The following is a 20,685-nucleotide window of genomic DNA, read 5'->3' as shown; positions in this document are numbered from 1 at the left end:
TGTGTAAAAAACAGTAGCGACTTTCAAACGCTACTGTTTTTTATTGGTTTAAGGTGTAGCAACTCTTGTGAACTTCAGCGACTTTATTGTGAACTTCAGCAACTTCTCATGAAACTCAAGCGAAATGGGATGAAGTTCAGCGACTTTACAACATTTATTCATTTCAAAAACTATAAACGATTGCTGAGCCAACTTTATAATAACCAATTTTTTGATATACATGATTGGAGATAGGGTTGGATGTATCGGTGTATAAGCTACAAAACTGATATCCACTATCAAGTAATTGTTGACTCAATGTAGCAACTAAACTCGTAGCATACCCTTTTTCTTTATGTTGATCAGGAGTAAACACAGCATTAATTGTGGCTCCGTTCTTTGTTGTTCTTGATCGGTTTGCCATGGATACGTAATGTTTTCCGACTTGCCATAAGAAAGCAGAATGTTGATTTATATTACGCCGCGCAATTGCTTCTGCCTGTTTTTCTGTAATTTTCACACCAGCTTCCTCTCCAAATTGTTGTAACCAATGAATTAGTAATGACAAATCTTTCTCTTGAGCGAATACCAATTCACCATGCTGCTGCACTTGATTAACCGCATCTAACTGGTAAATCCACTCTTGCATATGAACTACAGGTTGATTACCTGTAATATCTTGCCATTCTTTTGCAAAGATAGTAGCGTACTGTTTTGGTCCTATCACCCCTGGCACTTCCATACCTTGATCCCAAATCTGCTTTACAGCAGCACGGATCACCTCTTCTCCAACAAATTGCACCAAATCTGGGAGCACCCAATTATTTGGGGCTGTTTGCATAAAAGGAAAAAGAAGCTCTTTATCCTTTTCTACCCACCCTAAATAATAGGCACCTTCGTTATTCTGTTTTAGACGCTCTAATATACCAAGGATTAAATTATTGCATGCTTCTTTTTCTAAAAGCTTCTTCTCAACGAAATCTACATAAGCCTCTACTGATTTTGCGAACTGGACTTTCACCTTGCCTCCCCCTTTGCTTTTTTTAAACGATATATAGTTTATACTGTTTTGTAAAGGCTTTTTTCGTTACACTCATAGTAAGGAGGGATAGGGAAATGAACGAAAAACAATTACAAGATAAGCTGGATGAATTAAAATCGGACTACGTGCGAATTCAGGGGGATTTAGATAAACTGGAGTATGTGCGTGGCAGAGTATCTTCTGCCGAGGAACAATTAATTCGTTTAGAAGGAGAAATTGCCGAAGTACATCGTCAGTTGGACGCATTAAATAGATAACAGCTAACTTTGTATACGGTTTATACAATAGACGTAATTTTAGAAAAACTCAGCTGTCAAAGTCTTTGTGACGATAGCCGAGTTTTTTTATACTATAAACCCTTAAGAATTTATACTCTCCTATCGTGCAAATAAGAAAAACGATAACATTCGCTGTTCATGCTCGGCGACAAGCTATCGTTTTTCTTTAGGATATGTTTTCATAACAATACTCACTTGACACATGAGTAATTCGTTCCCACTTTTAAGCATTCGAGTATTTTATTACCTGTTTTCTTTGGATTGACCATTGCGCTGTGTTTCCAGCTTTGCTTGTATTTTTGCTTTTTCTTTATTTGGTGGGGTTAAGCTAACAATCCGGTCTCCTACAGCAGGTACCGTCCTCATTTCTTCAGAATAAAACTTTAGTTGTCCAGAAGGTTTGATTAAATATAGGAACACTGTTGCATCATCTTTATCGGCTAAATATTGTTTGTAATTATATTGACTGGTTAACGTTGTCTGTCTAAATACATAATGATGATCTAATTTATCAAGCAAGTCTTCCATTGTAAATTTCTTATCAAACAAAATTCTTCCGCCCACTCTTGACACAACATCAACAGAATCGCCATTAAATTGGTCGAATGGACTAATTTTAAACACATTTGTCCTTCCATACTCTGGCATAAATGTCGTACAAACTAATGAATTAAAGGCATGATCGTCCGTTGCTGCCAACAAATATTCATATGGAATCGTATCTAAATTATACTCGGTTTGTTCAGATAGGATATTACCATGATAAAAATTAATCCCTGCTTCTCTTACAGTTCTTAGCTTCTCCCATGAAGAGTCTACAATAATAACTGGAAAATCTGCTTTTGAAAGAGATTTAGCTAGTTCCACCGTAAATCGATTTGCCCCAACAATCATTGCTCCTGGTCTTCCTTCCATAGACAAATGTAGCTTCTTCGACAACCAGCCAATAGAAAATCCGTGTGCCACAACGGTAAAGAACACAAGCCCAAAGGTTAACGTCGTTAAGATTTGCGCATCTTCATATCCTTGTTCTGATAAAACACCAGCAAAATAACCAGACACTGTTAATGCTACTATCCCTCTTGGAGCAATCCAACCAACGAGCGCTTTTTCATTAAACGTTAAGCTCGTTCCTATCGTGGAAAGAAAAATCGATAATGGTCGGACAAGAAACATCATAAGCAGAACATAGCCGATGATATTTGGGCTAAATATGTGCAACAGCGTTTCTAATTGCAAAGAAGCTGTTAACATAATGAAGATCGTTGAAATAAGCAGAATCGATATATTTTCCTTGAAGTGACGCATATCAGAAATAGAGCTAATCCCCATATTCACCAGTGTTATCCCCATCGCTGTAACAGATAATAACCCTGTTTCATGAACAATTTCATCAGCTACTGTAAAACACATAATAACGACAATGACAACAGCAGGTGACTTTAAAAATTCTGGTATATGACCGGTTTCAAACATCCAGCCAATACCCCTTCCACAAGCCCAACCAAAAATCGCAGCAAAGATAGAGGCGGCAAAGAATAGAAGAAGTTGAGCTACATCAGGCTCTGATGCAGTTAGGAAGGTAATAATTTCAAAAGCGAATACGGCAAGCAATGCGCCGATTGGATCGACAATAATCCCTTCCCATTTTAAAATTTTTGCAGGTCGTGCTTTTAACTTCGATTGGCGTAAAAGCGGCATAATAACCGTTGGACCAGTAACGATAAACAAGCCACCAATTACAAAAGCTACTGCCCATGAGAGTCCTGCAATATAGTGTGCTGTTAACGAGCCCAGAATCCAGGCGATAAATGCACCAACCGTTGAAATACGAAAGACTGGTTTACCTAGCCCTCGTAATTCTTTAAAACTTAAATTTAAGCTTCCTTCAAATAGAATAATGGCTACAGCTACAGAAATAATCGGACTATATAAACTGCCAAAGTCTTCTTCGGGATTCAAAAAACCAAAAATAGGACCTGCCAACAACCCTGTTATGGACATAACGACAATCGCAGGCATTCGATAACGCCAAGCGACCCATTGTGATCCGATCCCTAAAAGACCGATTAGCATGATTTCAAATAGTAAAGATGGTACCATGTTATACCTCCTCGGTTAAAATAAAATTGGTATGACTCCTTTTCTTGGAGGTATAGAACTGCCCCTCCAATTGTAATGACTATAATAATTACTGTTAAAATTGAAGGAGCAGAAGAATAAACTGCTTTAAAATTGATTTGTAAACTCATTTCCCTTAAAGAAACGGTTAAAACTAAACTCACTCATGATAAGCTAAGCCATAATAGCAGAACAAAAGCTCAAGCGCCCGTTTAGCAACGTAGCGCGAGTGGAACCAAGCAACTAAAGTTTTAGGAATCATGCTCCTGCAACAGGAGTATGCCGGCGCCCTCCGGCAAGCCCGTCTTTAGTCGGCCTTCCTATTTAGTACGAACCGATGATGACTTAGCTTAGGGCGATTTCGTGAAGTCGCCTAGTTGCTGCGCGCTTAAGCCGGACGTGGCTTATTTTCTTATACCAAAGCATCTAATTTTTATACTTTCTTATCCTTTTAGAAAAACTTGGCTTACCACCAAAGCTTTATTGGGGAAGCTGTCGTTTTGCTTATACTATAAACCTTTAAACTATTATACTTTCCTAATAGTTTAAATCTTTCGTGCCGAACCTACGTTATAAGTTAAACACAAGATAAAAACATTTTAAAGGTGAAAAGCAATAATGTAAACAATTTTTATCAAATAAGATTTAAAATAAATTATTGCAAACTTTTTTTCTTTTACGTTTTTTGTATGAAAGAAGTATGCATAATACTGCTTCCATGAGTTACCCCTTCATTTTTATGGACATTGTGGGAAAGTATCTAAAATTTCAAGGTTAAAGTATGGGTAAAACGAAGGCTTTCATCATAGAGGCGTGAAGATAAGACAAGTTTTTATACTGTTTTATTGACATAGAAAACAACTACCTGTTACTATAATGACTGCTTTGTACTATTTTCAAAAAAGCGACATCAAAAGGCGAAATTTTCAGATTATAGAGCCAATTTTTACTTAGAAAACATAGACAAGGTATTATTTATTATTGTCAGTTAATTCTAATTCTCTAAAAAACTCGGCTTATTAACTAGTTGTAAAAGCTATTATTTTATACTGTTCATTTTAAAATTTTATACTTTCAAAATAGTTAAAATACAACGCTTGTTAATCATCCTGGAAAAGCATTGCCTTTTAATACGGAGGGAACAATCATGAAACGTGATACATTTATTATTGGTTTTATGCTATTTGCTTTGTTTTTCGGCGCTGGTAACTTAATCTATCCTCCTATTTTAGGAGTTTCTTCAGGCTCGTCTTTTTTTCCAGCTATTATAGGATTTATCATTACTGGCATTGGCATACCAATTTTAGCAGTTACAGCAATTTCTTATGTAAAAAATGATGCTAGAGAACTTGGAAATCATGTTCATCCTTTGTTTGGACTTATTTTCACCTGTCTTGTTTATTTAGCAATCGGACCATTTTTTGGCATACCAAGAGCGGCTACTGTTGGTTATGAAATGAGCGTTGAGCCGCTATTACAAAATACTTCTTCCGCAGCTTTATTGCTATTTACGAGCATATTCTTCTTAGCTGTTCTTTTCGTCAGTTTAAACCCGTCCAAAATGGTGGATCGCATCGGTCAGCTACTAACACCAATCCTATTGCTTTCCATCGCAGCGCTAGTCATTGGAGGACTTATTTTATTTAATCAGCCACTACCAACAGCTTCTGGAGATTATGCCCAAAATCCATTTTTCACAGGTTTTGTTGAAGGATATTTAACAATGGATGCAATCGCTGCATTAGCCTTTGGTATTATTGTTGTGCAAACTTTTAAAGAGCGTGGATTATCCGCAAAAGCGGACATTATAAAAGCAACGTTAAAATCCGGAACAATAGCAGGAGTTGGACTAGCTATCGTCTACGCTTCTCTCGGTTGGATTAGTGCGAGAATGCCGAATGGTAGCTCGTTTGTAAATGGCGGCGAGATATTGTCAGAAGCAGCTACGCAAATATTTAACACGTCAGGTACATTGTTACTAGGAATTATCGTAACATTAGCCTGTTTTACAACATCTGTAGGACTCGTTGTAGCCGCTTCGCAATTTTTCGCAAAAATCAGTCCAGTACCCTATAAGTGGCTTGCGGTCATTATTACATTCGCAAGTTATCTCATTGCCAACCAAGGACTAAATACAATCATTCGTTTTTCTGTACCAGTACTTGTTTGCTTATATCCAATTGCTATTGTGCTTATTCTACTTACCTTTATGCAGCCACTGTTTAAAAATAAGCAAGCTGTTTATCGAGGAGCCATCCTCTTTACTGCTATCGTCAGCTTGTATGACGGAATACTAGAATTAGGAGTGAAAATGTCATTTATCTCGGAATATATGACAATGCTTCCGTTTTCTAATATCGGATTAGGTTGGTTGCTTCCTGCAATCATCGGTGGATTCATTGGTTGGGTTCTATCCAAAATACAAAAGCGTGAAGCGTCTGTTTGAATGAAAAATTTTTATATTAGTCTATGAGGTCACTAGCATTGCATTAATTAAACCTGATGATTCAAAATACTGAAAATGTTCAATAATTACGTGTTCATGATACAAAAAAATCCTTTACAATGGAAGTACAGGTGGTTCCTGTCCAAATCCAAAAGTAAAGGATAATCCGTATAGACAAGAATACACTAAAATCATCATTTGGTAAATGGGTTTCACCTATAAATACGAAAAAACTATTTGAACAAGTAGAAGAAAATAAACAAGATTACTACACAAAAAAGCTAACAACTGCAGGGTATATAAAGCTCATGTTACTTGCCCAACTGCAAGGATTCGAGAGCTTGGAAGAAATGAGCGATGCCCTAATAGATGATGGACTTCAGAAAGCACTGGGGTTTGAATCGATTAGTACATCTCAGCTATCAAGGAAGAATAATGAAATGAATCCAATGATCCTTTCCCATTTATTCTTGGACCTTGTTTACAAAATAAAAGGTATCCAATTTAAAAACGGGAAATACATGCCATTGAAAATCATTGATTCTAGCACGCTTCCATTAAACTTAACGAATCATAAGTGGGCAAAGTTCCGTAAAACAAAAGCAGGAGTTAAGCTACATTTACGACTTATATTTATGAATAAAGATACCGTCTATCCTGAAAAAGCAGTGATTACAACAGCCAAAGAACATGACAGAAATCAACTGGAAGTTCTCGTAGACGACAAAGAAGCCATGTATGTGTTTGACCGTGGATACGTTGATTATGAACGATTTGATCGAATGACAGATGAAGGCTATTTTTTCGTATCAAGACTGAAGAAAAACGCCATCACTCGTGAAGTAGAATCATTTTCTATACCTAAAGATTCTACGGTTTTATCCGACAAGATGGTTTACATCGGTTCGACGCAAAATCGTACAGAGAATGTATTCCGCCTACTTGAAGTAGTGGATACAAAGGGAAACATTCTACGATTAATTACTAACCGTTTCGATCTAAATTCCGAAGAGATTAGTGAAATTTACCGTCAACGGTGGGCCATAGAGCTATTTTTCAAATGGCTCAAACAGCATGTAGAGATCAAACACTTTTATGGCATGAGCGAAACTGCCATTCAAAATCAAATCTTCCTTGCGCTCATTGCTTACTGTTTACATGTACTTATCCAGTTAGAGATGAGGAGTAAGAAGTCCTTACTCCGAATTAGCCGCTGGTTAAATAAAGCGCTGTGGAAACCTGCGTACATCTGGATTCGCAGATTTGACGATAGATCTATTCCGTAAATACATACAGTGTCGCTGTTGCTAATAGTTTAATTGTATAATTTTTCTAAATGGACAGACCACCTTTGTTTAGCCTTTGTCTTTTTGGCAAAAAATCCTGCAAAGATGTTTACTGAATTTTCAAACCATATTTATGCAATGCTAGTGCTATGAGGTAAATAAAAAAAGTGGTTCCAATTATTTAGCTTTTATGATTAGAACCACTTTTATTTTTTCTGACAGGTAATTTTTTATTTAAAAACTGATCTACTCTTGCAGCTTCTTCAGCCTTGATAACGTAAACAAAATTAATACGATCAACATAAACAAAAAATAGATTTCTTTCTTTACTGTAATAGTCTATTTCTTCCCAACTATTTGTTATATTTCTTTCTTTTTTTGGATCATTGGGAAATAAAGTAGCATGAATCCCGTCTTCAGAGATAGTTGTAAGATATTCACCTAATAGTCCTATATTTTCTTTTGTTAAACGTCTATTTGTACTTGTTATAAGATCCTTTTTTTGCTGCTGCAAAGAAAGGATAGAAGTTATGATAAAGCTAATAAGAACTAAAACTAAATAAAAATCAAATCCTCTGCCCATTACGAGAGTAGGAAAAGCACTTAAAATAAGGGAAAGAACTAAAGCGCCTATGACCATCCATTTTTTAGCTCGCTTAGCCCTCGTACTGTTCTCGTTATAATTTTCAGCTAACTTTTGAATATCTCCGTGATTTAAAATATAATTTAATTCCATTTTCCTCATAAAAACCTCCGTATTTAAAGTTCTTTAGGATACTTATTTCAACTTAAATATAGTGTATAAAAGTTAAACTAAATATCAAATTTTGCAATATACCCCCTTTTCCATTCGAAATTACAGTTCGATCATATATTTTTTAATTTTAACACAATTTATGTAACGATAAATCAGAAAATACTCTATTCCCATATATTTTCACCTAGCCATAAATACGTAATCATGTTGTAAAATATGTTAAGATGGATGGGGTAAAGGAGGAAAATGACATTGGGTTTACGTGAAGAAAAACTATTACAAACCTATTTTGGTTACCAACAATTTCGACCAGGTCAAAAGGAAGCTATTGACTTTATCATAAATGGAAACAACATTCTTGCTGTTATGCCTACAGGAGGCGGAAAGTCGTTATGCTATCAAATACCCGGACTAGCCTTAGAGGGAACAGCAATTATTATCTCCCCACTTATTTCTTTAATGAAGGATCAAGTGGATGCTTTACAAGCTTTAGGGGTTGCCGCTACATATATCAATAGTTCCTTGTCTCCAGAACAGCAGCAAACGCGTCTACGAGACATTTCGCTAGGGAGATACAAGTTTGTCTATGTAGCTCCAGAACGATTTGAATCTAGCTTTTTTATGCGTGTATTGCACCGCATACGCATATCCTTAATTGCTTTTGATGAAGCACACTGTATATCACAATGGGGGCATGATTTTCGACCTAGCTATCGCTCCATTATTCCCCAATTGCAACAGTTACCAAAAAGACCTGTGATGATGGCTCTAACAGCAACAGCCACTACAGAAGTAATTGAAGATATTCAGCAGCAACTACATATTGAAAATGTTGTTAACACAGGTTTTGAAAGAGAAAACCTCGCTTTTCATGTCATTAAAGGAAGAGATAAGCGCGCTTACATTCAATCTTTCTTACAAGAACGAAAAGAAGAATCTGGGATTATTTATGCAGCTACAAGAAAACAAACGGATTCTCTCTATGATCAGCTTGAAACGCAAGGGTATTCTGTGGCAAAATATCATGCAGGATTATCAGAAATGGATAGAAAGAGAGCCCAAGCTGCCTTTATTCATGATGAAAAACAACTTATGGTAGCAACGAATGCGTTCGGTATGGGAATTGATAAATCTAATGTTCGCTTTGTGATTCATTACGCCATGCCAATGAATATTGAATCGTATTACCAAGAAGCAGGTAGAGCTGGCAGAGACGGGGAGAAAAGTGATTGTATCCTGTTATTTTCTCCGCAGGATATTCAACTACAAAAATTTTTAATTGAACAATCCAATATGGAAGAATCTGTGAAGCAAGCAGAATACCGTAAATTACAAGCAATGATTAATTACTGTCATACACATAGTTGCTTAACCGATTATATTTTAGGTTATTTTCACGCTTCATTGAAAAAAAGATGCGGACGCTGTAGCAATTGTGTAAAACGACAAGAGAAAGTGGATATGACAGAAGAGGCACAAAAAATCCTCTCCTGTGTAAAACGAATGGGCGAAAAATTTGGCGTAGGTATGACAGCTAAAGTGTTAAAAGGGTCTAAAGATAGGAAAATCAGGCAATTCCGCCTACATACTTTATCTACATACGGTATTCTGTCCGCCTATACCGAAAGAGAACTGACAGAATGGATCCAGTTTTTAGTTGCTGAACAATTGCTAGCAACCGAAGAAGGGAAGTTTCCAACACTAAAGTTGAACCAACAATCCGTTGATATATTAAAAGGGAAAAGAACCGTTTGGATGTTTACTGCTCCTATGCCAACAAATGACGTAGCAGATTATCATGAAGATTTATTCACTTCACTACGACAATTAAGAAAGCAGCTAGCGGAAGAACAAAACGTGCCACCTTACATTCTGTTTTCCGATGCAACACTAAAGGATTTAAGTAGGTATTTTCCAACTACCAAAGAAGAAATGTTACTGGTTAAAGGAGTTGGCGAAAGGAAGTTTGACCAGTATGGAGAAGCGTTTCTAACCGTTATTCAAAAATGGCGAGAAGAACACCCTGATGTTCAAAAGGTAATTCCCATTCAAGAATCAAGACCTATAAAAAAATCGAACCCTAAACAGGAAGACCAGCCAAGTCACATCATAAGTTATCAGCTATTTCGGTCGGGAAAAGCAATTCAAGACATCGCTACTATGCGCGATCTATCTGTACAAACCATAGAAAACCATTTATTTAAAGCTTTTAAAGACGGATATCCTATCGCTTGGGAAATATTTTTCACCTCACAGGAAGAAGAAGCTGTTTTGGCTGCTCGTGAAGAATTGGACGAACCAAAACTAAAACCATTAAAAGATTCTTTACCAGACACAATTGGGTATACAAAAATCAAAGCTGTTTTAACGAAGCACGGTCATTTATAAAGGAAATCTTAATCAGCGAGAAGTCCCTTCTTCTCCACAAATCGTTAGTAATCTAAAGGCATGGCTTAAAGCTACCGCCAAAACCTTTATAATAAAATCTGCCAATACGATAAACCTAAAAAACTGATGCTTGGGAGCAAAGGCGCAAGATCCCGTTTAGCAACGTAGCGAATGGAATCAACAGAGATAAAAGAATTATACCCCTGTTTTAGTCGGCCTTCCTATTTAACACGATCCGATGATGACTTATCGTAGGGCAATGGAGCTGAAGTTACCAAGTCTTATGGCAGAAAAATGCTGTCGTTTTCTTATACGATAAATCTTTAAACTTTTATACTTTCCTATAGTGTAAACCAAAACATCCATCTCGACTTACACACTCGAGATGGATGTTTTGCTTTATTTCTTATTTCCAAACAAGCAATCAGCTTATTACTTCTTTTTCCACGCCCATGTTCCGTTCCGAAACACCGGCTCAGTTGTGCCATCGGCAAATACGCCATCGATATCAAGTTGATCCGAACCAATCATAAAGTCAACGTGACTTAAGCTATCATTAACGCCATGTTGATCTAATTCCTCCTCATTCATTTGCGCTCCGCCTTCCAAGTTCGTTGGATAAGCTTTTCCTAATGCGATATGACAAGAAGCATTTTCATCAAATAACGTATTGTAAAAAATGAGCCCAGACTGTGATACTGGTGATTCATGAGGAACAAGAGCCACTTCACCAAGACGTTTAGAGCCTTCGTCAATATTTAGTAAATGCTCTAATGTATCTTGACCTTGTTCAGCGGTAAAATCAACAACTTCTCCATCTTTAAATGTTAATTTGAATCGATCAATCAAGCTTCCGCCATAATTCAACGGCTTCGTACTTGAAACAGTACCGTTCACGCGATATTTATGCGGCAAGCTAAACACTTCTTCTGTTGGCATATTCGGATTAAACGTTATACCACCCTCCGTTTGGGCAGAGCCGCCTTTCCAGATATGTCCTTCTGGAAGCTCCATTTCCAAATTTGTACCTGGTGCTTTAAAAATAAGCTTCTTATAGTTTTTATCGTTTAAAACCTCTCTTGCCACACGTAAAGAAGCATTATGCTCCTCCCAAGCAGCTATAGGATCTTCCTTATCTACACGAACAATTTTCACAATCGCCTCCCAAAGGCTCTCTATAGCAGCTTCTCTTGATTTATTAGGAAAAATCTTTTGCGCCCAGTCCCCTGTAGGGATCGAAATAATGGACCACGCAATCTTATCATTCATCGTATATTTGCGAAAATTTTTCATGGCTTCTGCGCCTGCTTTATTTGCTTTTGCCACTTTAGCTGAGTCAATTCCTTGCAATAAGTCTGGATTCGTTGAACGAATGTTTAAAACTGCTGCTCCATCCTCAGCAAAACTTTCATGAAGCATGACTCTCCATTCTGGGAAATGGGCAATGACTTCATCGGGAGCATATTCGAACTTAAGCCGTGTTAGTTCGTCGTCTACCCAATTAATATGTACGTTTTTCGCTCCCATTTCATAGGCTTTGCGGACTACAATTTTTGTGAAGTCCGCCCCTTCTATTGGTGCATTAATCATTAAAGCTTGCCCTTTTTGTAAATTAACACCTGTACGAAGTGCTAATGTAGCATATTTTTTTTGTACTTGTTCAGTAACCATTGTTAACCTCCAAAAAATAATTAGTGTATATCCTTTATTATTCCACAAATACAATGAAAATACCAAAGCCGAACATTTACAAAGAGAAAGTACTTCTTGTATGTGTAAAATATTTCACGAGGAGGACATTAGAGCCTATTTCTATTCAAAAAAAATAAAATAACATGTTAGCGTAGGAAAAACACGAAGACTTCGATGGGAAAGCGCAATGGGATGACCCCGCAGCAGCGATCACTAGCTATGTATTTATAACCAATTGTTCCTTTTAAAACAGTAAAAGTGGACGTAAAGAGGTTGGATGTTTGGGCTATACTTATGTAGAGAAAAACTTAACACAAACGTGCTTCTTAGCAAACTTTACGCAACATCTAAAATATGATACCCTAGAAACAAGTTACTTTTCGTAATAACTGTTTATCTATGGGAATGGATACCAATTGAGGTGATGATCTATGGATACGAATCTATGCCCTCGTTTTGAAAAAGCAATGGGCTTATTAAGCACAAGATGGGTAGGACTCATTCTGTTTGATTTACTTAAAGGTACAAAGCGATTTTCGGAAATGGAAGCTGATTTACCAATAAGTGGACGTTTACTTTCAGATCGACTAAAAATGTTGGAAAAAGAAGGTATTGTTACAAGAGATGTCTACTCGGAATTCCCTGTTCGCATTGAATATTCTTTATCCGAGAAAGGAAAAGCACTCGCACCAGTCATTAAAGAAATTCAAAAGTGGGCAGAAGAACATATTTCCGATGATGAGACAAGTGAGGAATGTTAAACAAAGATCTTTTTCCCGAATATTGACGCATGAACAAGAGCGCCTCCTATACATAGGACGCGCTCTTGTTTTTTGTGTTTGTTTATTTAGAATGCTCTGCTTGTTCTCGATCCCAATATTCAATACCTTCCTGATCATCTAACACATCGCGGTAAAAGACAGGATCTTTTCCTGCTTTCCGTTGTCTACGATAATCTTGAAGCACTTGATTAGCGATTTTAAACAATCTGGCTATCGCATACAAGTTAATTAAAGCCATAATTGCCATCGTTAAATCAGCTAATGACCAAACAAAGTCAAACGAAGCTATTGCACCAAACGCCACCATTAATAGCGCTCCGATTCGATATAAAAATAAACCTACTTTACTATCCCGGATGTACGTTATATTTGTTTCCCCATAGTAATAATTCCCTAAAATGGAACTATAAGCGAACAATAGTATAGCTATGGCAATAAAACCGCCAGCCCAATCTCCTATATGGAAAGTGAACGCATTTTGCGTCAACTGTATACCGTCAGCCTTACTTCCTTCAAAACCACCTGCTGTAATAATCACAAACGCAGTGGCACTACAAATTAAAATCGTATCAAAAAATACCCCTAATGCCTGAATAAGCCCTTGCTTAGCAGGATGGGTAACTTCAGCAGTCGCTGCAGCATTTGGGGCACTACCCATACCTGCTTCATTAGAGAACAAACCACGTTTAATCCCCATCATAATAGCTGCACCAAAACCACCACCAGCTACTTCACGAATTCCAAAAGCATTGGAGACGATATACGTTAACATATCTGGGATTGCAGTAATATTTGTAATTAAAATATAAATAGCTAATAAAATATATAAAATAGCCATTACAGGTACGATGATTTGTGTTACATTCGCAATGCTCTTTAATCCACCAAAAATAACTATTGCAGTAAAAACAAATAAAATAATAGCAATAACTTCACTATCAATGGCAAATTGATTTTCAAACGCCAAACTAATAGTATTTGATTGAACAGAGTTAAACACCAATCCGTACGTAAACGTAATTGTAATCGCAAATAACACTGCAAGCCAACGACTTTTTAGTCCTTTTTCCATATAATATGCAGGTCCACCGCGATATTGATCTTCATGAGGAACTTTATATACTTGCGCTAATGTACTTTCTACAAAACCAGAGGCTGAACCAAGTAAAGCGATGATCCACATCCATAAAACCGCTCCCGGGCCTCCAGCTGCTATAGCTGCAGCTACGCCAGCCATGTTCCCAGTCCCCACTCTCGATGCTGCACTAATGGCAAAAGCTTGAAATGAAGAAGTCCCTTTTTTACCTGCAGCACTAATGGTTCGTTTATCTGCAATAACTCGAAACATCTCAGGTAAGTATCTGAATTGCACAAAACCTGTTTTAATCGTAAACCATAAGCCTAATCCAAGTAATACAGCAATTAAGACGTATGTCCATAAAACATTATTTACATCACCAATCAAATTTTCCAAAAATAACACGATTATTCCTCCTCTTGTTTATGATGTCATTCCACACATCATAAAACAACAAACTTTTTAAATAAATTGAAATATTCCCCTATTCATCTCCCCTTTAGAAAAACTTCGCTTATCGCCAACTCTTTTTGACAATATAGCTAATCTCTCCTTATTATTGGTTACTGCGCAAATTAAAACAGCCTGACTCAGCAGGCGGACGTCTTTGAAAAAGATTCCCTTTTACATATAAGGTTGTACATCGCATTACAGTCATCATAAAAAAATCTTTCATTTAATTCTTCCGCCTAACTAAGCCAAAGATGTCGTGGAAGACCCTTTTCCACCCAAAGAGCTTCAGCTTCCATTTGCTTGTTATTGTATCATTTTACATTAATTTCTCGAACGATTCCATGGGTAATCTGTGCCAAAAATTTCAGCAAATTCTTTTGCCTGCTTTCTCCGCTCTTTTCTATGTTTGGCGCGATCTGCTGCTGATGCATGCAGTTTCTGTTCATGTTCGGACTCTGGAACGACACTTGGCACAGGTTTAGGTTTTCCCTCTTCATCTATCGCTACAAATGTTAAAAAAGCAGTTGAACAAACCTGCCGCTGTCCAGTTCGTAAATCTTCCGTTACTGCTTTCACAAATACTTCCATCGACGTGTTGTGCGTCCAGGTAACGAAAGCTTCCACACAGATAGAATGGCCTTCTTTTACTGGAGCTAAAAAGTCAACCGAATCGGTAGAAGCTGTAACAACGGGCATACGAGCATGTCGTGATGCGGCTATAGCAGCAACATCATCCATATAAGCCATGAGCTTACCGCCAAATAACGTACCATACGTATTCGTATCTGGTGGCAACACATACGATGTTTTGACTGCCAAAGAATGTGTACAAGTTCTTTTTTCCACTTTACCCCTCCTTCTTATCATTTATCCGATACTTAGGGTGCTGTAAGACTTACTTCAAGAATTGGAAGATGGAGCTGGACAAGACTTCGTGCGAGATAACAGCACAAAATCCTTTTTTCGTTAGAGACCTTTAGGTCACATATTATTGGCCTACTAACAATTAGTGCTTATACAGATGAAAGGCTTGCTTTATAATACTGGCGAAAGAAGTCGTGAAACAGACTCTTTAAATCGAATTCCTAACGACCGCTGGCGATATAAACCTTCTGTCATTTGTGTCGATAGTAACATGTCTTCTTCAAATTTCGATACTAATTGTTGCGTCAAATCATTATCATATAAAAAAGCATTCACTTCAAAGTTTAAGCGGAAGCTACGAACATCAATATTTGCTGTTCCAACAGAAGCGATTTTACCATCTACTACGATGGTTTTGGCGTGCAGAAAGCCATTTTGATAAATAAATACTTCTGCTCCTGCTTCTAATAGATCCCCTATATGTGATAATGTTGCCCAATATACGAAAGGATGATCTGGTTTATTAGGAATCATGATTCGAACATTGACCCCAGACAGTGAAGCAATTCGCAGTGCATCACGTAAGCTTTCATCAGGAATAAAATAAGGAGTTTGAATATAAACATAGTCTTTTGCAGTCATGATCATTTTAATGTAGCCATTTTTTATTTGCTCCCAATCCGAATCAGGTCCACTGGAGACAATTTGTACACCAACATGACCTACTGGGTTAGCACTATAATAACGGTCTTCATATAAGATGTCGTTACGAGAAGCTTGGTTCCAATCTAATATAAAACGTGTTTGCATTTGGCGTACAGCATCTCCGTAAATACACAAATGCGTGTCACGCCAATACCCAAATTTTTTATTCATCCCTAAATATTCATCACCAATATTAAAGCCACCAATATACCCTACCTTTCCGTCAATAATGGCTAATTTACGATGGTTTCGGTAATTTATTTTAAAATTAATCTTAGGTATCTTAGGAGGAAAAAAAGCTTCTACTTCTACACCGGCATTAAGAAGTTTCTTTATATACTTTCGACTTAAAGATCGTGACCCCATATCATCAAACAACATACGTACTTCTAGACCTTCTTCTGCTTTTTTTATTAACACATCTGCAATTCTTTGGCCGAGCTGGTCACTACGAACAATATAATACAACAAATGAATATGATCTGTAGCCCGTTCTAAATCTTTGATTAAGGCTTCAAATTTCTCCTTACCATCTGTAAAAATCTTTACTTCATTATTATGAGTGAAAATTGCATCGTCGTTGCGTAAATGTAAATAATAGAGGTCTTCATATTTAGCGATGTCTTTGTTTTTAAATTCAAAAGTTCCTTCTTCAAGCGCACGCAACTGCGATTGTACGGCTGCTTTTACCCCTAATCTACTTTTGGTATCCCAAGTGAAAATACGCCTTCTGCTAATTGGTTTCCCAAAAATCAAATACAGGATAAACCCTGCAATTGGGATAAACAATAGCACCATTAGCCAAGCCCAAGTTGAGGTTGGATCTTTTCGTTCAAGAAAGATAATAGAAATTCCTAAGGCAATATTTAAAATTAAAACAAAGCTTAGCAAATAAGAAGATAGATCTATTTGCATCACTTTCCCCCCTTCCCCAACCTTACTCCATTTTTTTTACACTCTTCCATAATACTATAGCATACCATGTTATTCATTTTTTATCTATTGTATTTTAAAATCCCCTTTTCATGTATAAACAAAACATAGATTTACAAAGTCTTTACGGCCAAAGCCTTTGTTTTATTTATAAAATTAACCTTCATTTTAATGTTTTTCTATGTATTTAGAAAAGCTTGGCTTGTCGCCAAATATTATGGCGAAAAAACGCTGTCGTTTTTCTTATACTTTAAACCTTTATACTTTCCTATAGTACAAAAAAACCTTTCCTCGGAATCTGGAAAAGGCCTTTTACTTACTATTCTTGCTTTTCTTGCAAAAGAGATTTAGAATGACTATATTATATTGACATCCATCTGGAGAGGTTACATGCTTTCTTTGTATTAAAAAGCTTAACTGCACAGTGCTTTCATCAATATATAAACGTGAATTTTCTTTTTTTATCTCTTACTCACCATATTATTTTACATGAAAGAAGGGAGAACATGACCGTTACACAAGATAAAACGGGTATCATACATACCTTAGGAGCTTATGCTTTATGGGGAGTTCTTCCCATTTATTGGAAATTTCTAGAGAGCGTTTCACCTGGCGAAACGCTGGCACATCGAATTATATGGTCGGCTATTTTTATGATTATCATTGTACTTATTGTTGGGAAATGGCATGAATTGCTTCGCGAATGGAAGGCATTAATGCAAAACAGACGAAAATTCATAGGCGTTTTTATGGCAACTACTGTTATTAGTCTCAATTGGCTGACATTTATTTGGGCGGTGCACAATGATCATGTTATTCAAGCAAGTTTAGGATATTATATTAACCCTTTAATCAGTATTTTGCTTGGTATCCTTGTACTGAAGGAATCTTTTACCTTTAGACAGACCATTTCCTTTATCATGGCAGCTATTGGCGTCCTTTATTTGACAATAAGTTATGGCGTATTTCCTTGGATATCTTTATTGCTTGCAACGAGCTTTGGGTTGTACGGTTTGTTAAAGAAAAAGATAGATATTGGTCCTATGATTGGACTGACAATCGAAACGATGTTAATTTCTCCAGTCGCTCTTCTATTCTTATTGTTTCTTCCGCAAAACACTTTTCAATGGAGCACCATTCTATCAACGACAAACATGCTACTAATAGGTGCTGGCGTAGTTACAGCAATACCGTTATTACTATTTGCAAGTGGAGCGAAACGCATTTCTTTATCCTTGGTCGGCTTTTTGCAATACCTTGCACCAACGCTTATGTTGTTAATAGGAGTTTTTTTATATAAAGAGCCATTCACTTCTGCTCACTTCATCGCATTTTTATTCATATGGTTCGCACTGATTAACTATCTGTTAGCTAGTTACCAAAAGCCTACAAAAAAGCAATTTAAAAAAGCAAACTAACGCTTTATTAAAAACAAACAGTTGAACAAGCAAGCTCTAATAACAAAAATCACCGTTGACAAATTCATTTGAACCTTATATAATATTCAGTAATTTAAATAACATCTCTTATTATGAGCGGTGGAGGGAATAGGCCCTGTGAAGCCCGGCAACCTGAAAGCAACCAACTTTGCTTTTTACGGTGCTAAATCCTACAAACCTATTATAAGGTTTGGAAGATAAGAGGAGGACGGAATGTATATTTTAAACCCTCTTCTTAAGAAGAGGGTTTTTTATTTTTTGTTTTCATTTCTTCCTTGCAAACTACTTACTTCTAACCAATAGTAGAAAAACTTCGCTTATCGCCAAGTCTTATGGCGAAAAAACGCTGTCATTTTTCTTATACTATAAACCCAAAAAATTTTATACTTTTCTATAGTGCAACACAAGATGCATGGTTCTTATCCATGCACTCTCTTTTTCAATTAGTCGAATAGCAAACCCATTTTTACATTTAATCAAAGGAGGAAAAATAATGAGTCATTTTTTTACGCAAAATCCAGAAACTGCATTACTTCACGGTGGGCAAACCCCCGATTCAGAAACAGGAGCTAGAGCAGTCCCTATTTACCAAACGACCTCTTATGTATTTAACGATACAGAACACGCACAAAACTTATTCGGTTTAAAAGAACCTGGAAATATATACTCCCGAATTGGTAATCCAACTGTAGATACGTTTGAACAACGTGTTGCCCAACTAGAAGATGGTGTCGCTGCAGTAGCTACATCTTCTGGAATGGCCGCAATCACTTTCGCTATTTTAAATGTAGCAAGTGCTGGGGACGAAATTATTACCGATAGCAATCTTTACGGTGGCACATACAATTTATTTGCTAATATACTTCCTCGTTACGGAATTCATGTAAAATTCATAGATGGTTCCAATCCAAATGAAGTAGAGGCTGCAATTACTGAGAAAACAAAAGCTATTTTTGGGGAAACGATCACCAATCCCAGCCTGCATGTTTTTGATATTGAAACGATCGCAGCAATAGCACATGCACACCATATCCCTATAATTATCGATAATACCTTTGCCCCTTACCTCGTTAAACCATTCGCATGGGGAGCAGATATTATTGTCCATTCTGCAACAAAATGGATCGGTGGTCACGGAACAACGATTGGCGGGGTGGTTGTAGACGGAGGAAGGTTTGATTGGAATCACGATAGATTCCCAGGTTTTACCGAACCTGATGCAAGTTACAACGGCTTGCGATTTGCTGATGTTGGACCTGCCGCTTTCGCTACAAAACTACGTGTACAATTAATTCGTGATATTGGAGCTTGTTTAAGCCCACATAGCGCATTTTTGTTGCTTCAAGGGTTAGAAACGTTACATTTACGCATGCAACAACATACGAAGAACGCACAAAAAATTGCTGCTTTTTTAACAGATCATCCAGCAATTGATTGGGTTAATTATCCTGGCTTGTCCAATCATCCTTCCTATCCATTAACAAAAAAATACTTTCGTGAGGGTACTGCCGGGTCAATTATAACGTTCGGTATTCAAGGTGGAAGGGAAGCTGGAAGACAATTAATTGATCAAATTGAATTATGGTCGCATGTAGCAAATGTAGGTGATGCTAAATCGCTCATTATTCACCCTGCATCTACCACACATCAACAGCTAACAACGGAGGAATTAGCCGCAAGTGGGACAACAGAAGAAACCATTCGTTTATCGGTTGGCTTAGAGTCTGTTCATGATCTACTCATTACTTTGGACAACGCAATAGCAAAAGCTACAGGGGAACAAGCAACCATCGCTATTGGTGAACAACAGGCTATCCATTGGCTGCTTCATTCTTCTTTTTTAAGAGACGGTGGAAATGTGCGCAAAAAATGCCTTGCCGTATACGGTTTAGAAACAGCAAATGAAACAGACCGAAAAAAAGTCTTCCAATTACAAGCGTTCGGATTCGATATAGCTGTTGTGGGAAGTACTAACCTAACTATCCCTTTACCACAGTATAAAGAATTAACGGACATCCCAGTAGTGGACGCTACTTGGTCACTGCAGCCTACATTACCAGCTCCACTGTTAGAGCAGCTCGTAAATAAAGACTGTAAGCTTTTATGGGTGGAAAAAACAAATGAAACAGCTGCTACGATAGAACATGCTAAAGCAACTGGCATTACTGTTATTACACAAAAAAACCCTTATGAAGAAGCGTTATTGCTTCGAAACAATGCTACGGAGGCACCTGTATTTGCATAGCATACCATTACCTTTTTTATAACAGGTTTATTTGTTTGTATAATTGGAAAAATTATAACTAACCTTCCCTTTCTGATCGCCTTGTAATTGAAGGCGATCTTTTTTACTATTAGATTTTTTTGGTTTATAGTAGAACAAAGGCAGGGCGCTCGTTTAGCAACGTAGCGAGTGGAACAAATCAACGAAAGTTTTAGGAG

The 20,685-nt window shown here is 37.1% G+C and carries 14 protein-coding genes and 1 riboswitch; of the genes, 7 read left to right on the top strand and 7 right to left on the bottom strand.

Annotated features, from left to right (window positions below):
* Positions 1-163 precede the first annotated feature (163 nt).
* On the bottom strand, positions 164-1,000 hold the full coding sequence (locus B2C77_RS02900) for a GNAT family N-acetyltransferase (RefSeq protein WP_077702329.1): 837 nt from the start codon (positions 998-1,000) through the stop codon (positions 164-166).
* Between the two features lie 95 nt (positions 1,001-1,095).
* Between B2C77_RS02900 and B2C77_RS02895 the strand changes: the two genes are divergently transcribed.
* Complete coding sequence (locus B2C77_RS02895; protein WP_077702328.1) at positions 1,096-1,278, top strand: SE1832 family protein; 183 nt, start codon at positions 1,096-1,098, stop codon at positions 1,276-1,278.
* A gap of 264 nt (positions 1,279-1,542) precedes the next feature.
* Here B2C77_RS02895 and B2C77_RS02890 read toward each other — a convergent pair whose 3' ends face one another.
* Entirely contained in the window at positions 1,543-3,402 is a 1,860-nt protein-coding gene (locus B2C77_RS02890) for a cation:proton antiporter (RefSeq protein ID WP_077702327.1), read from the bottom strand.
* Positions 3,403-4,567: 1,165 nt separating this feature from the next.
* On the opposite strand from B2C77_RS02890, the gene brnQ reads away from it, so the two are divergent.
* Complete coding sequence (gene brnQ / locus B2C77_RS02885; protein ID WP_077702326.1) at positions 4,568-5,866, top strand: branched-chain amino acid transport system II carrier protein; 1,299 nt, start codon at positions 4,568-4,570, stop codon at positions 5,864-5,866.
* Between the two features lie 170 nt (positions 5,867-6,036).
* Positions 6,037-7,152: an IS4 family transposase gene (locus B2C77_RS02880; protein WP_077702325.1), complete on the top strand. Its 1,116-nt coding sequence runs from the start codon at positions 6,037-6,039 to the stop codon at positions 7,150-7,152.
* Positions 7,153-7,333: 181 nt separating this feature from the next.
* Here the strand turns inward: B2C77_RS02880 and B2C77_RS02875 are convergent, their stop codons facing one another.
* Positions 7,334-7,897 carry a hypothetical protein gene (locus B2C77_RS02875; RefSeq protein ID WP_077702324.1) on the bottom strand — a complete coding sequence of 188 codons (564 nt, stop codon included), beginning with the start codon at positions 7,895-7,897 and terminating at the stop codon, positions 7,334-7,336.
* 264 nt (positions 7,898-8,161) lie between these two features.
* Between B2C77_RS02875 and recQ the strand changes: the two genes are divergently transcribed.
* Complete coding sequence (gene recQ / locus B2C77_RS02870; RefSeq protein WP_141130668.1) at positions 8,162-10,297, top strand: DNA helicase RecQ; 2,136 nt, start codon at positions 8,162-8,164, stop codon at positions 10,295-10,297.
* A gap of 432 nt (positions 10,298-10,729) precedes the next feature.
* Here the strand turns inward: recQ and B2C77_RS02865 are convergent, their stop codons facing one another.
* Positions 10,730-11,968 carry an aminopeptidase gene (locus tag B2C77_RS02865; RefSeq protein WP_077702322.1) on the bottom strand — a complete coding sequence of 413 codons (1,239 nt, stop codon included), beginning with the start codon at positions 11,966-11,968 and terminating at the stop codon, positions 10,730-10,732.
* 452 nt (positions 11,969-12,420) lie between these two features.
* Between B2C77_RS02865 and B2C77_RS02860 the strand changes: the two genes are divergently transcribed.
* Positions 12,421-12,750 carry a winged helix-turn-helix transcriptional regulator gene (locus tag B2C77_RS02860; RefSeq protein ID WP_077702321.1) on the top strand — a complete coding sequence of 110 codons (330 nt, stop codon included), beginning with the start codon at positions 12,421-12,423 and terminating at the stop codon, positions 12,748-12,750.
* An 82-nt stretch (positions 12,751-12,832) separates the two neighbouring features.
* Here the strand turns inward: B2C77_RS02860 and B2C77_RS02855 are convergent, their stop codons facing one another.
* The 3 genes from B2C77_RS02855 to cls form a co-directional block, all read right to left on the bottom strand.
* Positions 12,833-14,245, bottom strand: coding sequence for an alanine/glycine:cation symporter family protein (locus B2C77_RS02855; protein ID WP_414930256.1), 1,413 nt, complete (start codon positions 14,243-14,245; stop codon positions 12,833-12,835).
* A 378-nt stretch (positions 14,246-14,623) separates the two neighbouring features.
* Complete coding sequence (locus tag B2C77_RS02850) at positions 14,624-15,148, bottom strand: acyl-CoA thioesterase (RefSeq protein ID WP_176087263.1); 525 nt, start codon at positions 15,146-15,148, stop codon at positions 14,624-14,626.
* A gap of 189 nt (positions 15,149-15,337) precedes the next feature.
* The gene (gene cls, locus B2C77_RS02845) at positions 15,338-16,786 is read right to left on the bottom strand and encodes a cardiolipin synthase (protein ID WP_414930254.1); all 1,449 of its coding nucleotides are present in this window, start codon (positions 16,784-16,786) and stop codon (positions 15,338-15,340) included.
* Positions 16,787-17,310: 524 nt separating this feature from the next.
* Here cls and rarD point away from each other — a divergent pair.
* Positions 17,311-18,222, top strand: a complete 912-nt coding sequence (gene rarD, locus B2C77_RS02840; RefSeq protein WP_077702318.1) for an EamA family transporter RarD — start codon at positions 17,311-17,313, stop codon at positions 18,220-18,222.
* Between the two features lie 105 nt (positions 18,223-18,327).
* Positions 18,328-18,447, top strand: a riboswitch (SAM riboswitch).
* 289 nt (positions 18,448-18,736) lie between these two features.
* Positions 18,737-20,488, top strand: a complete 1,752-nt coding sequence (locus tag B2C77_RS02835) for a PLP-dependent aspartate aminotransferase family protein (protein ID WP_077702317.1) — start codon at positions 18,737-18,739, stop codon at positions 20,486-20,488.
* Positions 20,489-20,685: the final 197 nt, after the last annotated feature.

Origin of the sequence: Virgibacillus dokdonensis (assembly GCF_900166595.1) — a bacterium.
Taxonomy (GTDB): Bacteria; Bacillota; Bacilli; order Bacillales; family Amphibacillaceae; genus Virgibacillus; species Virgibacillus dokdonensis.
This window is presented reverse-complemented; position numbering and strand designations above follow the sequence as displayed.